At 55.5% G+C, this 13,760-nt stretch carries 12 protein-coding genes and 1 pseudogene; 8 read left to right on the top strand and 5 right to left on the bottom strand.

What is annotated here, in order from left to right:
• Positions 1–548 (bottom strand): dTDP-glucose 4,6-dehydratase (locus tag Q0M74_RS04165; protein ID WP_293951794.1); only part of this gene is annotated, 548 nt, incomplete at its 3' end.
• A gap of 265 nt (positions 549–813) precedes the next feature.
• Here Q0M74_RS04165 and Q0M74_RS04160 point away from each other — a divergent pair.
• The 3 genes from Q0M74_RS04160 (at position 814) to Q0M74_RS04150 (ending at position 3,451) form a co-directional block, all read left to right on the top strand.
• Entirely contained in the window at positions 814–1,212 is a 399-nt protein-coding gene (locus Q0M74_RS04160; protein ID WP_293951793.1) for a helix-turn-helix domain-containing protein, read from the top strand.
• Positions 1,213–1,284: 72 nt separating this feature from the next.
• A complete protein-coding gene (locus Q0M74_RS04155; protein WP_293951792.1) occupies positions 1,285–2,310 on the top strand; it encodes a DUF3039 domain-containing protein in 1,026 nt (341 codons plus the stop codon).
• Positions 2,311–2,569: 259 nt separating this feature from the next.
• The gene (locus tag Q0M74_RS04150; RefSeq protein WP_293951791.1) at positions 2,570–3,451 is read left to right on the top strand and encodes a TspO/MBR family protein; all 882 of its coding nucleotides are present in this window, start codon (positions 2,570–2,572) and stop codon (positions 3,449–3,451) included.
• Between the two features lie 14 nt (positions 3,452–3,465).
• On the opposite strand, the gene Q0M74_RS04145 is transcribed toward Q0M74_RS04150, so the two are convergent.
• From Q0M74_RS04145 to Q0M74_RS04135, 3 genes and pseudogenes are all read right to left on the bottom strand, one after another.
• Entirely contained in the window at positions 3,466–4,698 is a 1,233-nt protein-coding gene (locus Q0M74_RS04145; RefSeq protein ID WP_293951790.1) for a hypothetical protein, read from the bottom strand.
• Positions 4,699–4,817: 119 nt separating this feature from the next.
• Positions 4,818–6,194, bottom strand: a pseudogene (locus tag Q0M74_RS04140) (M1 family metallopeptidase); the annotation flags it as partial.
• A gap of 12 nt (positions 6,195–6,206) precedes the next feature.
• On the bottom strand, positions 6,207–8,249 hold the full coding sequence (locus tag Q0M74_RS04135; RefSeq protein WP_293951788.1) for a prolyl oligopeptidase family protein: 2,043 nt from the start codon (positions 8,247–8,249) through the stop codon (positions 6,207–6,209).
• Positions 8,250–8,352: 103 nt separating this feature from the next.
• Here Q0M74_RS04135 and Q0M74_RS04130 point away from each other — a divergent pair, with 103 nt between their 5' ends.
• Positions 8,353–8,661 (top strand): monooxygenase, encoded by a 309-nt coding sequence (locus Q0M74_RS04130; protein ID WP_293951787.1) that lies wholly within the window; start codon positions 8,353–8,355, stop codon positions 8,659–8,661.
• Between the two features lie 127 nt (positions 8,662–8,788).
• On the opposite strand, the gene Q0M74_RS04125 is transcribed toward Q0M74_RS04130, so the two are convergent.
• Positions 8,789–9,895 carry an alpha/beta hydrolase family protein gene (locus tag Q0M74_RS04125; protein ID WP_293951786.1) on the bottom strand — a complete coding sequence of 369 codons (1,107 nt, stop codon included), beginning with the start codon at positions 9,893–9,895 and terminating at the stop codon, positions 8,789–8,791.
• Positions 9,896–10,189: 294 nt separating this feature from the next.
• Between Q0M74_RS04125 and Q0M74_RS04120 the strand changes: the two genes are divergently transcribed.
• The 4 genes from Q0M74_RS04120 to lpdA all read left to right on the top strand — a co-directional run bounded on the left by Q0M74_RS04120 (position 10,190) and on the right by lpdA (position 13,729).
• Positions 10,190–10,402 carry a hypothetical protein gene (locus Q0M74_RS04120; protein WP_293951785.1) on the top strand — a complete coding sequence of 71 codons (213 nt, stop codon included), beginning with the start codon at positions 10,190–10,192 and terminating at the stop codon, positions 10,400–10,402.
• Positions 10,399–10,614: a hypothetical protein gene (locus tag Q0M74_RS04115; RefSeq protein ID WP_293951784.1), complete on the top strand. Its 216-nt coding sequence runs from the start codon at positions 10,399–10,401 to the stop codon at positions 10,612–10,614. The genes Q0M74_RS04120 and Q0M74_RS04115 overlap by 4 nt, the downstream gene beginning before the upstream one ends.
• A 38-nt stretch (positions 10,615–10,652) precedes the next feature.
• Entirely contained in the window at positions 10,653–11,717 is a 1,065-nt protein-coding gene (locus Q0M74_RS04110) for a DDE-type integrase/transposase/recombinase (protein ID WP_293951783.1), read from the top strand.
• Between the two features lie 602 nt (positions 11,718–12,319).
• Entirely contained in the window at positions 12,320–13,729 is a 1,410-nt protein-coding gene (gene lpdA / locus Q0M74_RS04105) for a dihydrolipoyl dehydrogenase (RefSeq protein ID WP_293951782.1), read from the top strand.
• The last annotated feature ends 31 nt before the right edge of the window (positions 13,730–13,760 follow it).

The following is a 13,760-nucleotide window of genomic DNA, read 5'->3' as shown; positions in this document are numbered from 1 at the left end:
GGCCCATAGTTATTCGAGCAGTTGGAGATCGTCGCCTTGATGCCAAAGGACCGGATCCAGGCGTGCACCAGGTGATCAGAGCCAGCCTTGGTGGCAGAATACGGTGAAGACGGCTTGTAGGCGGTGGTTTCGGTGAAGCGGTTGGGATCATCTAATTCCAGATCGCCGAAGACCTCATCGGTAGATACGTGGTGCAGGCGCTTATCGTGGCGGCGGATCGCCTCCAGGATGACAAAGGTGCCCATGATGTTGGTCTGTACAAAGGGGGAGGGATCATTGAGTGAGTTGTCATTATGGGACTCGGCGGCGAAGTGCACGGTGATGTCATGCTCAGCAACGAGCTTGTCGACGAGCTGCTCATCGCAGATATCACCCACGACCAGCTTGACCCGCTCCTCTGGGAGTCCTGCGAGGTTGTCGGCATTGCCGGCGTAGGTCAGCTTGTCCAGTACCGTGATCTTGTCATATTCAGGATGCTGCTGGATTGTCTGGCGAACAAAATTGGCACCGATAAAGCCGGCACCACCGGTCACAAGCAAAGAAGTCATGCGATCTACCTTAGTGCGTAGTTAGTGCGCAGTCCGGTGGGCTTTGGGTGTGGGGAGCTATTTGCTGATGGAGCCTGCAATAAACGGTGATGCGGGGGAAAGTCGTGATGGGGTTGATTTTGTATAGAACGTCCGATATTGTCTGTTATGTCAGATGTTTCAGTTGTGGCAGATAGCTTGAGGGTTAGGGCTCTTAGGGTGCTGTACCTTACTGATCATCACACCACCTTTACCTCAAGCACCTTTATGTCGAGTAGGAATACGAATGCATACTCTGAACAAAAATGACCTCACGCCAGAACAGCTCAATGAAATCTCTGCCCTTGCAGGGGCCGCGGAATTCCCGGAGGTTCGGGAGCTGTTGAATGATCTGAGTGAATCACTACGTCGTGGCGATGACATCATTGGCACCCAGAATGATGAAGCACTCACTCCTGCCCAGGCCTCTCAACATCTTGGAATGAGCCGTACCCACCTGTATAAACTGCTGGATAGAGGGGATCTTCCTTTTCATCTTGTCGGAAGTCACCGCCGCATTCTGATGAGCGATATCAAGGCATTCAATGAACAGCGTGGCCGTGACCGTATTGAACTTGCAGAACGTTTTGCCCAGCGCCATCAAAACACTGTCGCTCTCGATGATGAAATTGCTGACCTACTGTAAAGGTGTTGGGGCTAATCAAACTGAGTTCTCCAATCCATGACGCTGCAATAAAAATGTGGCAGTATTGATACCATGCATAGTCGTCGTGCTCGTCCAACGCTTCGCCTCCTGCGAGAAGATCTCACCAGTCAGTGGGATAACCCCTCTTTTCAGCGAGCTTTAGATGATGGTCGACTTGAGGATCTTCATCCGCTGAGCGAACTTCCTCATCCAATCGTGAGAAAAGCTGCGGAATCTTTTGGGGAGAATCCGCATGATGACAATTTCGTCATGCCGATCAAGGGCATATCAGACCCTAAATTGCTGGAAATTAAAAATACCCAGTGGCGGGGTGGTGTGTGGCATGACCCAGTGCACAATGTGTGTTGGCTGGTGGTTGCAGGTTTAGCCAAGGGCGGACATGAAGATCATGATGATTTCTATAAAATCATCGGCCGGGAAGCTAAATCCGGGGATCCCCAGCGATGGTTGCCCAGTGATGCGGATATTGAACTCCTCAAACGAGAGACTGCAGCCCGTCTGCGAACTGAGTGGGAACTTAATATCCAAGCGGAGGTACTTGCAATCATGCAGCGGATCCGCTCGGGAGAGTCAGAACGGATCCACATTAACCATATGATTCCCAGCCAGGGGCGTCTCTCTACCTTAGAAATCGCATATGCAGAAGAACCTAGTGATCTTGAAGATGATGATTCAACGATCCCACATGAAAGTGTGCTGGTGGAATTCTTCCCTGAGGATAAATGGGCAGGTGGGCGCCTCCATTGGCAGTTAGTCATTCGGACGCTCACTTCGCTGTTCCCACCAGAGCAGAGTTGGGATAGATATGAGGAAACTTACTCCAATATCTTTGAACCAGGTGACTTGGCACGAAGGGCATCAGAACTGTCTGATTTGGTACAGGAGGGAGTTCTTGCAGAAGTCGAAGCAGGAACTCATAGCCATTACGCCCATAAAGAACATATTGCCAGCCATGCTATTTCAGGCAAGGCACTGCGCTCGATGTGTGGTTCATACTTTGTTCCTACACAGGATCACGGATCCCTGCCTGCATGTCCACAGTGCCATGATCTCTACACTGTATTACCTAAGTTGTAGGAGTATGCGGGCGCCTTGGGTGGGATAGCACTAGGATCTTAAGCCGTGAGTCCTGGGTGTAAGCTCAGGCTGCTTAGCCATCAGCTTTTTAGACAGCTGATCAAGCCCTTCACACACATCGCTAATATCTCGTACACCTCGCGGATCCAACAACCGCCCCCACCATTAGCCACAGTTTCATTCCATTTTCTCCCTGCACCAGAAAAAACATGGCCGGAGACCGGGCTTCTTTCTACTGTGGTGCCAAGGAGGCACCACCATGAATATTCATCGGAATGTATCAGAAGACTCCAATAGACAACTCATCACTACCTCACCTGCGCGGACAACCCCAGCCAGGCACACAGAGATTGCGGAAGTCGGATGGGCCATGCCGATCATCACGCTGATCGGTACGGCATTTGCCATCTTCACGGCATTCCTCGGAAGTGGCGCGATAAGGGGCACCCCGATTGCAGAGGCCGCAGGTGGTGCTCTGTCTGCAGATGCCACACCTTTGGCCCCTGCCGGTGCAGCATTTGGCATTTGGAGTGTGATTTACGCAGGTCTTGCAGGTTATGCCATCTGGCAGTTGTTTCCCGCAGCCCGGCGCTCACCCCGGCAAAAACATTTACGCCCTTGGGCGCTGTTATCTGTCATTCTCAATGCCGTCTGGATCTGGACCGTTCAATTCGATCAGCTCTGGGCATCGGTGCTGGTGATCACGGTCTTGCTGGCCGTGCTCATCCGCATCATGTACATCCTGGGTGAGCCGCGTACAGGTGGTTGGCCTGATCTGATTCTGACGGAGGCTACATTTGGCCTTTACTTCGGTTGGGTGCTGGTAGCTACCTTCGCCAATATTTTTGCGTTCCTGGCTGATTCCGGGCTGGACATGTTCACCGATATTGCTGTGGGTGTGGGCGGTATTGTCCTCGCCGGCCTCATCGGTGTGGTCACTGCCATCGTTGATGGTGGCAGGATTGCTCCCGCTCTGGCCACCTCATGGGGATTGGCGTGGATTGCAGTGGGGCGCACAACGGGAAGCTATGAATCACAACTTTTAGTGGTCACCGCTGCAGCCGCATCCGCCATCGTCTTGCTCTCGGCTCTCATCGCCTGGGCGTTGCGACGCAAAGCCAACCCCCATACGAGGCCCTAGCCTTGAGCACGCACTCAGGCAGCCACACCCCGTGGTCCAAATAGTGCCACCGCATGCACAACCAGCCCAACAAGCGGCCCAATGATCAGCGCCAGTGCTGCAGCAAGAGCCAGTGACCACGGTCCCATGAGTATGCCTACGGCGACAACTGTGGCCAGCACCCACCCAGCAAGGTAGAGGCCATGACGGTCGTATGCGATGGTGGCACAACCAGTCACCATCAAGGTGGCGGTGGAGGTGGCTCCCAGGGTCAGCAGTGCAAGCAACCAGCCGGGGACGGCGAAGATCTCCTGGCGTAGAATCACATCAAAGAGCCAGGGGCCGATCAGCCACGCCAAGCCTGAGCCCAACAGCCCCACACCCCACACAATTGCCAGCGGCCCAGCCAACGCGACCCAAGGTGTCACCTTGTTCTGCACAAATCTCACGATGATCGCAGACTGGAATTGCTGCAGTGGCACCAACAGTGGAGCACGTGTCAATGTCACCGCATAGATCACGGCCGCAGCAGTCACAGCCTGGCCGGTGGTGTCCGGGTTGGTCAGTTTCACCAGGGTGGGGAAGCCGGTGATGAGCACAGCCGTGGATCCCGATGCAGCCATCGCAGTCAGCGCCTGACGAGTAAAAACGCGACCTGACACATCAGTCATCGATCCCAGTGCCTCCCGCGCTTCCTTGGACAGCGCAATGATCACCATCCATGACACCGCACCGATCACCGTGATCACCAGGAATGCCAGTAGTTCATATCCCAGCAGCCAGGCAATCACCGCTAGGATCATACGGATGCCGGTATCCAGCGAGATCAGTGCCGCATACTGCTTCCATAGTTGGGCGCCGGAAAGGATGCCGGAGATGGTCGCTTGGATGGCATAACTGCCCAGCCCCACAGCCAACATCCCCACACCAATGCTCTGATACTCACTGAGTAGTCGCCCAATCCACAGTGGTGCGGTCAATCCCAGCACCACAGCGGTCACCGCTGCCGCAGCCAGGGAGAACACAATCGGTCTAATAGAGCTTGCCGACGACACCGCCGCCACCGTTCCACTCCGCGCAGCAGACACCGCACGGGTGGTTTCCTGAGTCAGGCCGGTGAGTACACCGGTGCCGGCGAAGAACAGGCCCCAGTAGGCGGTGAACTCTTCGGTCACTGTCCCTGATGAGCCCAGTGCCCAGGCGGCGATGATGATGACCACGAAGCCGGAGAGCCCGGCGATGATCGTGGCCAGTGTCAGATATTTCATGCCTGTTCGGGGGCCTGAGCAGACGCCCATTCAGAAGCCGGTACAGATCCGTGCCCGGACCGATGAAGATCAGGTCCATGATCAGACGCATCCTCAGCCTCACCCGAAGACCTATCTTCAGGAAACGGTGGCAGCGTAGGGTTCTTCAACCATGCGGCCCACACACGTTCCAGCTCAGCCTCGGACACTCCAGCAGCCAAGCATGCAATAAACAGATGCCTCTTGAGATCAGCTGGTTCCACCAAGGAGTGGCGTCCCTCAGCAACATACTTGTGGATGGCCGGGAAGAAGTGTTCATCACCGAGCAGCACGCGGAAGGCATGAACGGTGAGGGCACCACGCTTGTACACGCGGTCATCAAACATGTCTTTTGATCCGGGATCGGCAAGCAGCACATCCTGCGTCAATCTAGCGATCTTCCCATAGTGCTCCTGGGCGCTGTCAGCAGCAGTGCGACCTGCAGACTTCTCAAACCACAGCCACTCGGCGTAGCAGGCAAAACCTTCGTTCAACCAGATGTCATTCCACTGCGCAAGACCCAGGGAGTTGCCGAACCACTGGTGGGAGAGCTCATGAGCGATCAGGCGCTCCCAGGTGTCCTCACCGGTGGCGAAGTTCGCACCAAAGGTGGACAGTCCCTGCGCCTCAATCGGGATCTCCAGGTCATCCTCCACAATCACCACGCGGTAGTCCGCGAAGGGATAAGGGCCGAAGAGTTCTTCATAGACATCAACCATCTGTGCCTGGGCCCGGAAGTCATGCAGGATACGGTTACGCAGCTTGAAATCACCGGTGGGAATATAAGCCAACACCGGCACACCAGAGGCAGAAGCACCCAGGGAGATCTCCTCATAAGAACCAACCTGGATGGTTGCCAGGTAGGTCGCCATGGGCTCACGGGTGCGGTAATGCCAGGTGGTGGAGCTGCCACGGGTGATACGTCCCACCAGATCACCATTGGAGACCACCATGTACCCATTGTCCGAGGTGATCTTGATGTCGAAGCGGGCCTTCTCATCAGGGGTGTCATCACAAGGCAGCCAGCTCGGGGCACCACAGGGCTGGGAGGCAACGAGGGCGCCATTTTCCAGCTCCTCCCAGCCGATCATTCCCCACGCACTGCGGGTTGGTCGGGGAGTGCCCCGGTAACGGATAGCCAGGGAGAACTCCTGATCCACCGGCACCTCATCACGGAAAGTGATGTGGAGCTTCTTATTTGAGTGACGGAAACGGGCGACCTGCACCTGGTTACCGGCGGTGCCTTGAGCGGTGACCTTCTCCACACGGAGGTTATTACTCAAGTCCAGGGTGAGGGTCTTGAGCGGATGGTAATTATCCATGTGTAAAGTCGCCGTGCCCATCAGCAGGTTCGGGGCCACCCGGTAGGTGAGATCAAGCTCGTAGCTTCGCACATGGAAGCCCAAGTTGAAGTCAATACCGGTGTAGGAATCCCGGGTGCCGGGTACTGGGGTGGAACGCATCCGTTGCTTAGTCATCGTGAGATGATGTTACCCCTCATCAGCTGGAACCAAACCCAGAGCAGTCTCAATCCAGGTGTAGATCAGTGACTCCACATAAGCCACCTGTTTATTATCCGAGGCCCCAGCATGGCCACCTTCGGTGTTCTCGTAATAATCCACTGGCTGACCGGCGTCACGGAGAGCTTGGGCGAAGAGACGTGCATGGGCTGGATGCACACGATCATCGCGGGTGGAGGTGGTCACCAGCGCCGGCGGGTACGCACGTTCTTCAGCTGCCACCACGTTGTGTAGTGGGGAATAGGACTCAATTACCGCGCGCTCTTCTGGATCCTCCGGGTTGCCGTACTCCGCCATCCACGACGCCCCTGCCGACCAGGTGTGATAGCGCAACATATCGGTCAACGGCACCTGCACCACCGCCGCCCCGAAGGCCTCCGGATACTGGGTGAGCGCCCCACTGGTGAGCAGACCACCATTGGACCCACCGCGGATAGCGAGCTGCTCCGGGGTGGCATACCCACGCTCCACCAGATCCTCCAGGACGGCCCGGTGATCCTCCCACACCTTCAACCGGTTCTTCTTCACCGCCTGGGAATGCCACTGCGGCCCGAACTCCCCGCCACCACGCAGATTGGCTTCTACAAAGAGATAACCCTTTTCCAACCAGGCGATACCCCTGGTCACTGAGTGCCCTGGAGTTAGCGAGACTTCAAAGCCACCGTAGGCATGCATCAAGGTCGGCAGCGGTTCAGCAGCACCCTCAGCACTGAAGACCCCGGAGATGAAATAGGGAATCTTCGTACCATCAGCAGAGGTAGCCCAGTGCTGACGGGTCTCCACCCCAGAGTTGTCCCACTGCAAGGGGCCCTGACGTACCTCGGTCAGTTCCAAAGAAGTAGACAAGTCTCCACGCAGCAAGGCACCCGGCTGGCTGAAACTGGCCGCAGATACCCAGATCTCATCACCATGCAGCGCAGAAGTAGCCACGATATGCGCAGTGGTATGTGCCGGCAGGCCAAGGGAACGCTGTTCCCCGGTGGGATCAGCGATATCCACCACCACAATGGATGTGGAGACATTATCCAGCAAGGTCAACAGCAGATGATTCTTCGTGGAAGACAGACCCTGCAGCGACACAGACTCAGTGGGCATAAACACCGGCTGGAACTCACGTCCACCAGCAAGGAACTCCTCAAAGTTCATCACACTCAGACCACCAGCAGGAACACCAGCGAACTCCGTACGTGGATTAACAAAAATCCACTGATTCTTCACAATCACATCGCAGTCATCTGGAACCTCAATGGGCACCAGCGCACCATCCACCTCTACAAACTCACGGGAATTGTAGAAGTCTACCGCACGGGAGACAAAGGTCCGTTCCCAGCCTGGGGTCGGATCCACCCACGCACCCACAGCCACATCACTGGCCTCACCAGCAAAGAACAATTCAGCGTCATTCAAGGACTGTCCACGCTTCCAGGTGCGTACCTGTGCCGGGTAACCGGAGGTGGTCAAAGAGCCTTCACCGGTATCCGTACCGATCAGCAAGGTATCGCGATCCAACCAGGACACATCAGTCTTGGCCTCATCCACGGTGAAAGGGGAGTCTTGTATAAAAGAGCGGCTGGCCATGTCGAACTCGCGGATCACAGTGGCATCGGCACCACCGCGTGAGAGCTTCACCAGCGCCAGATCATATTCCGGGGAACGCACCTGCGCACCCTTCCACACCCAGTTCTCATCCTCCGCTGCTGCCAGGGCATCCACATCAATGAGCACCTCCCACGCAGGCTCTCCGGAGAGGTAGGACTCCAGCGTGGTGGTGCGCCACAACCCACGGGGATGCTTGGCATCACGCCAGAAGTTATACAGCCTCTCCCCACGCCGGCTGACATAAGCAATGCGGTCATCAGTGTCCAACGCCTCCAGGAGGCGTTGTTGTAGTGCGGTGCGCGGCGCTTCAGGGAGCTTATCGACGCTCGCTTCCGACCATTTCTGCGCCCATTCCAGGGCCTCAGGGGAATCGATGGGTTCGAGGAAGGAATAATCAGGAGTGGATTGAGTCATGGAGACAAGGGTAGCTGGGATGGAAAACAGACCGGTGACAAGCAGCAGGCTGTCGAATGCTAAATGGGGTCGCCCCGGGCGGTTCCCACGTATCCTCGGGACCATGACAACACTTCTGGTTTTTGAATTCCCCTCTACTGGCCCCTTCGGCGCTGATGCGGAGGCTGCCTACGCTGATCTGGCCACTGACATCGCCGGTCAAGACGGCTTGATCTGGAAGGTATGGACGGAAGATCCACAGCGACAGGTCGCTGGTGGTGTCTACCTTTTCGCGGATGAAGCAAGTGCTCAGGTCTATGTGGAGAAACACACCGCACGGTTGGCAGGCTTCGGGATAACTGATATCACCGCGACCTCCTATGAGGTCAATGAAGGCCTGTCACGTATTGATCATGCGGTGTTGGAGCGTTAATAATTAAGAAAAACCTTGATGGGGCCCTCTACCTCCAGAGGAGATTGATCTCGGTTCAAGACAGAATAGATATAAAAAACGGCACCCCACCTTTCAAAAGGTGAGGTGCCGTCGAGGCTAAAAGCTATTAAACGCCTTCGTTCTGCAGTCCGAAGGAACGCTCAAAAGTATCCCAGGAGCCGCGGAGGTCATCCTGCCACCAGCCCCAGGAGTGGGTGCCGGTTGGGCGCAGGTTCCAGTCGGCAGGAATGCCAGCGTGGTCCAGCTTGGCCTTGAGGTCATGGGTGCACTTGTTGGTAGCTGCCTCGATCAGGCCACCGGTGACGATGGTCTCGGTCATGGCCAGGGACAGGTATGCCTGATCCAGACCTTCGAAGCGGGGGCTGTTGGCGGACTCCCAGTGGCCAGCCAGGCCGGAGGCGTTGGAGATGTAGAGGGCGGTGCCACGCAGTTTGTCGGAGTTGATCAGGGCATCGTTGTAGATGTTGACTGCACCGCCACGTGGGCCCCACATCTGCTCTGGGGTGGCGTTGCCACGGTCCAGGGTCAGCTTGAGGTACTCCCAGGGCAGGATGCTGGAGGTTGCTGCACAACCGGAGAAGGATGCAGCTGCATCATAGAAACCCGGGTAGTGCTGAGGGAACAGCAGAGAAGTGGTGGCGGACATGGACATGCCGGCGATGGCGCGCTGGCCATCAGCGTTGAGCTCTGCTTCCAGTGGCCCTGGGAGTTCCTTCACCAGGAAGGTTTCCCACATCTGCTTGCCACCCAGGTTGGCATTCTCCTGAACCCAGTCGGTGTAGTAGGAGAAAGCACCTTCCATGGGGATGACAACGTTGACGTTTTTGTCCAGGTAGAAGTCAATGATGTCGGTCTGCATAACCCAGTTGGCGGCACCTTCGCCACCGTCGCCGCCATTGAGCATGTAGATGACTGGGCGTGGACCGGCAGATTCATCAGCGGTGATGACAACCATCGGAACATCTCGGTCCATGGAGGCGGAGTAAGCCCACATTTCCTTGACGCGCTCATTGTTGGCGTTGACATATGCGCGCCAGCGTGGAGCAGGCTGATCGGTGTGCTTTGCACCCTCGGTGATGGTGGAGGGGGTTGCGTCACCTGCAACCTGGGCTGGGGTCAGCTCGGCTGCATTTGCAACGCTTGGTACTGCAACGGTGGACAGGGCGATGCCCAGCGCCGCGATAGGCGCGGCAATGCGGCGAAGAAGCTTCATGTTTTCCCTCGTGAAGTTATGGTTGGTGAACCCACAGGCCAAAAATCAGCCAGATCGGGACTTTTCGGGCGTTATCACACCCATATAAACGACAATATAAACTAAAATGGGCTAGATAGCCCGCCGTGGCACTGAAAAACAGAGCCGTCTTACAGTCATATCGAAGCCTAGAGCCACAACGTTAACAGTTCCCCGAATAGATAAGCCACACTTGTTTAATTCAGGGGCAGTCGCCACTCCCAGGCTGAATGCAATAGCTGCCAGACTCCTTGTGAAACGTTCTAAGGAGCCCACATGAGCACAACCTCACATCTGACATCCGAGGATTTCACCCCCGAGCAACAACGTGACATCGCCCTGAAATACGCCACCCTGACCAAAGGCAACAAAGGTGCCTACGCGCAATCACTTGGCCTTTCTTCCCGCATCATCCGCACCTGGATTTCAGCACTAGCCGACGGCGACCTCGACAGTGGCACCTTTCCCCTGCCAAGACTGGGACCATGACCACAAAACACATCCAAGAAATCACCAGACTCCGCCAGGCACTGGCAGAAGCTGAAGCAAAAAACCAGCGGTTAACCACCCGATATGAAAAGAAACTCGCCGACAAAACCACCGAAAACGACCGGCTCAACAAGGCAGCTGATGCGCTGGGAAAAGCTATCACCGTCTTGCACAAGTATGGCGATCCCTCAGGCAGGGTGGAAAACAACTAGATCCCACCATCCAGGCGGACTACGACGAGATCATCGCCATGGACACCACCTTGACCCAGACTCTGCGTGATTTAGAGTTCACTGTGCTCAAGGTCAGTGCGTGGACGGGTCTGGCGGTGTCTAGTTTCCATCACCGTCTTCACCCTGGCCGGCGCCGTGTCACCACCCCGATCCCGCACGCCCAGCGCCGATCAGATATTGCCTTAAACCACCAGGAACGCCAGGCAATAGCCGACCAGCTCAACCAGGCACCCACCCGCACTGTCAGCCAGGTCTTTCATCACCACCTTGATTCAGGTGATGCTTATGCCAGCCTGCGTAGCTATTACCGGATCGCGAATACGGCGTTATGCCCGACCCGCTACACACCGATCCGGTCCCCGGTCGACGCTGCGACACCGCAGGTCAACCCACCACAATTACATGCCACTGCCCCGTATGAGACGCTGGTGTGGGATATTACTTTCCTTCCAGGTCTTCATCGTGGTCAGTCGTATGCGCTGCACTGTGTGCTGGATCTTTATTCACGGGCCATTGTGGGGTGGCAGATCGATACCAGCCCGAATGCTAACGTAGCTGCCACACTATTTCGCCAGATTGGTGCTGATGCCCGCGCTGCTGGTTTTACTATTTCGACGATCCATTCCGATAACGGACGGACCATGAAATCGACTGCAGTAAAGAAAATCTGTCGTGAGATTGGGGCGCAGCGGTCATATTCCCGTCCGCATATCAGTGATGATAATCCCCATATTGAGTCATCTTTTTCCACGCTGAAAGGTGATGCCACCTACCCCAAGGTCTTTGATGATTATGCCCACGCACATCAGTGGGTGACGGGGTGGGTGAGGTTTTACAACACAATCCGGTATCACCCAGGGTTGGCGCATTTCACCCCGGACCAGTTACTCACCAATACCTGGAAGGGGCAGTGGGCAGTGCGCAATCAGGCCAGGCAGGCACTCTATGCAGCTCATCCTGCTCGCTATCGGTACAGGCCACCGGTGGTGGCTCAACCACCGATGGAGGTGACGTTCAACATCACTAACACCCCCGACAATATTTCCAATCGGACTGTGATGCAGTCAGCGATTGTTAGTTAATCCGAGTTTCACTACACCTGCTCACCCCCGTGTTTCACAACTAATTGACAGCGAGCGACCGTGTCCTAACTCACCGAAAAATGTTAATATTTATTTTGATTTACTTCCTGTGCATGCTAAATCTGAAACTTTAGCGCTAGCTAAGTTGCTGATATAGGGCGACTTATTCTCATGAGAGAAAATAATGGTTGCAGTGTTAACATCTAGGCGGGTCGGAGCGTTAGAAGTTTTGTAGAGTACTCCATTCCTTACTTCCGGTAATGGTTTCCTGCCATAGGCTGAATCAGCAGATAGTTGGTTCACGTAAATTTTCTAAGGACGGTCAGCAATGCCAATCCATGAACAGATCATCTTTTTCATCAATGAAATCCTGGGCTATGGCCTGCATGCTGGATCCTCTGCATCCAGCAACCTTTCCCACGCCATTGGCTTGTTCTAAGCTCACACGGTGCTCAAACCGTGCATAAAACACCCACGTTTCCGGACTCATTTGGGTCCGGATGTGGGTGTTTTTACTTTTCTTTTACTTTAAATTTAAGTGCAGGAAATCAAGTGCCCCCGGATGCACGACAATGACACCTTAAACACGTATTGTTGAAACCGTGACTGAACATTATGACGTTGTTGTACTCGGCGCTGGCCCTGGTGGCTATGTCGCTGCCATTCGCGCATCCCAGCTTGGCAAGAAGGTTGCCGTTATTGAGAAGCAGTACTGGGGCGGTGTCTGCCTGAATGTGGGCTGCATCCCTTCCAAATCGCTTATCAAAAACGCTGAGGTTGCCCATATCTTCACCCATGAGAAGAAGACCTTCGGCATTAATGGCGAAGTTACCTTCAACTACGAGGACGCACACAAGCGTTCCCGTGGCGTCTCAGACAAGATCGTCGGTGGTATCCACTACCTGATGAAGAAGAACAAGATCACTGAAATTAATGGTCTTGGGTCTTTCAAGGATGCAAAGAGCATCGAGATCACCGATGGCAAGGATGCTGGTAAGACCATCACCTTTGATGACTGCATCATCGCCACCGGTTCTGTGGTCAACTCCCTCCGTGGCGTTGAATTTTCAGAGAACGTGGTCTCCTATGAGGAGCAGATCCTCAACCCCGTCGCCCCGAAGAAGATGGTCATCGTCGGCGCCGGCGCGATCGGCATGGAGTTCGCCTACGTCCTGGGCAACTACGGCGTTGACGTAACCGTCATCGAATTCATGGACCGCGTTCTCCCGAACGAAGACGCAGAGGTCTCCAAGGTCATCGCCAAGGCCTACAAGAAGATGGGCGTCAAGCTCCTCCCAGGCCATGCCACCACCGCTGTGCGTGACAATGGCGATTCCGTCGAGGTTGATTACCAGAAGAAGGGCTCAGAAAAGACTGAGACCCTCACCGTTGACCGTGTTCTCGTGTCCGTCGGCTTCCGTCCACGTGTTGAGGGCTTCGGCCTGGAGAACACCGGTGTCAAGCTCACCGAGCGTGGTGCCATCGCCATCGATGACTACATGCGCACCAACGTGGACAACATCTACGCAATCGGTGACGTCACCGCCAAGCTGCAGCTGGCACACGTCGCCGAGGCTCAGGGCATCGTCGCTGCCGAAACCATCGCCGGTGCAGAAACCCAGGAACTGGGCGACTACATGATGATGCCTCGCGCCACCTTCTGTAACCCACAGGTTGCCTCCTTCGGTTACACCGAAGAGCAGGCCAAGGAGAAGTGGGCAGACCGTGAGATCAAGGTTTCCACCTTCCCATTCTCCGCAAACGGCAAGGCCGTCGGCCTGGCTGAAACCGAAGGTTTCGCCAAGATTGTTGCTGACGCTGAGTTCGGTGAGCTGCTGGGTGCGCACCTGGTTGGCCCGAATGCTTCCGAACTGCTCAACGAGTTGGTTCTGGCGCAGAACTGGGATCTCACCACTGAAGAGATCAGCCGTACTGTCCACATCCACCCGACCCTGTCTGAGGCTGTCAAGGAAGCCGCACACGGTGTTGGCGGACACATGATCAACTTCTAAGGTTTGCTTTAAATACCATCCAATCCACAGC

The sequence above is a fragment of the uncultured Corynebacterium sp. genome, assembly GCF_945649885.1.
Taxonomy (GTDB): Bacteria; Actinomycetota; Actinomycetes; order Mycobacteriales; family Mycobacteriaceae; genus Corynebacterium.
Note: the sequence above shows the minus strand (reverse complement) of the source record. Positions and strands in the feature narration are given on the sequence as shown.

What these genes read in the sequence shown, in the direction of transcription:
- Q0M74_RS04115 (WP_293951784.1), top strand. Translation starts at nt 10,399, where the DNA reads ATGACCACAAAACACATCCAAGAAATCACCAGACTCCGCCAGGCACTG.
- Q0M74_RS04110 (WP_293951783.1), top strand. Translation starts at nt 10,653, where the DNA reads ATGGACACCACCTTGACCCAGACTCTGCGTGATTTAGAGTTCACTGTG.
- Q0M74_RS04150 (WP_293951791.1), top strand. Translation starts at nt 2,570, where the DNA reads ATGAATATTCATCGGAATGTATCAGAAGACTCCAATAGACAACTCATC.
- Q0M74_RS04145 (WP_293951790.1), bottom strand. Translation starts at nt 4,698, where the DNA reads ATGAAATATCTGACACTGGCCACGATCATCGCCGGGCTCTCCGGCTTC.
- Q0M74_RS04125 (WP_293951786.1), bottom strand. Translation starts at nt 9,895, where the DNA reads ATGAAGCTTCTTCGCCGCATTGCCGCGCCTATCGCGGCGCTGGGCATC.
- Q0M74_RS04130 (WP_293951787.1), top strand. Translation starts at nt 8,353, where the DNA reads ATGACAACACTTCTGGTTTTTGAATTCCCCTCTACTGGCCCCTTCGGC.
- Q0M74_RS04160 (WP_293951793.1), top strand. Translation starts at nt 814, where the DNA reads ATGCATACTCTGAACAAAAATGACCTCACGCCAGAACAGCTCAATGAA.
- Q0M74_RS04155 (WP_293951792.1), top strand. Translation starts at nt 1,285, where the DNA reads ATGCATAGTCGTCGTGCTCGTCCAACGCTTCGCCTCCTGCGAGAAGAT.
- Q0M74_RS04135 (WP_293951788.1), bottom strand. Translation starts at nt 8,249, where the DNA reads ATGACTCAATCCACTCCTGATTATTCCTTCCTCGAACCCATCGATTCC.
- Q0M74_RS04120 (WP_293951785.1), top strand. Translation starts at nt 10,190, where the DNA reads ATGAGCACAACCTCACATCTGACATCCGAGGATTTCACCCCCGAGCAA.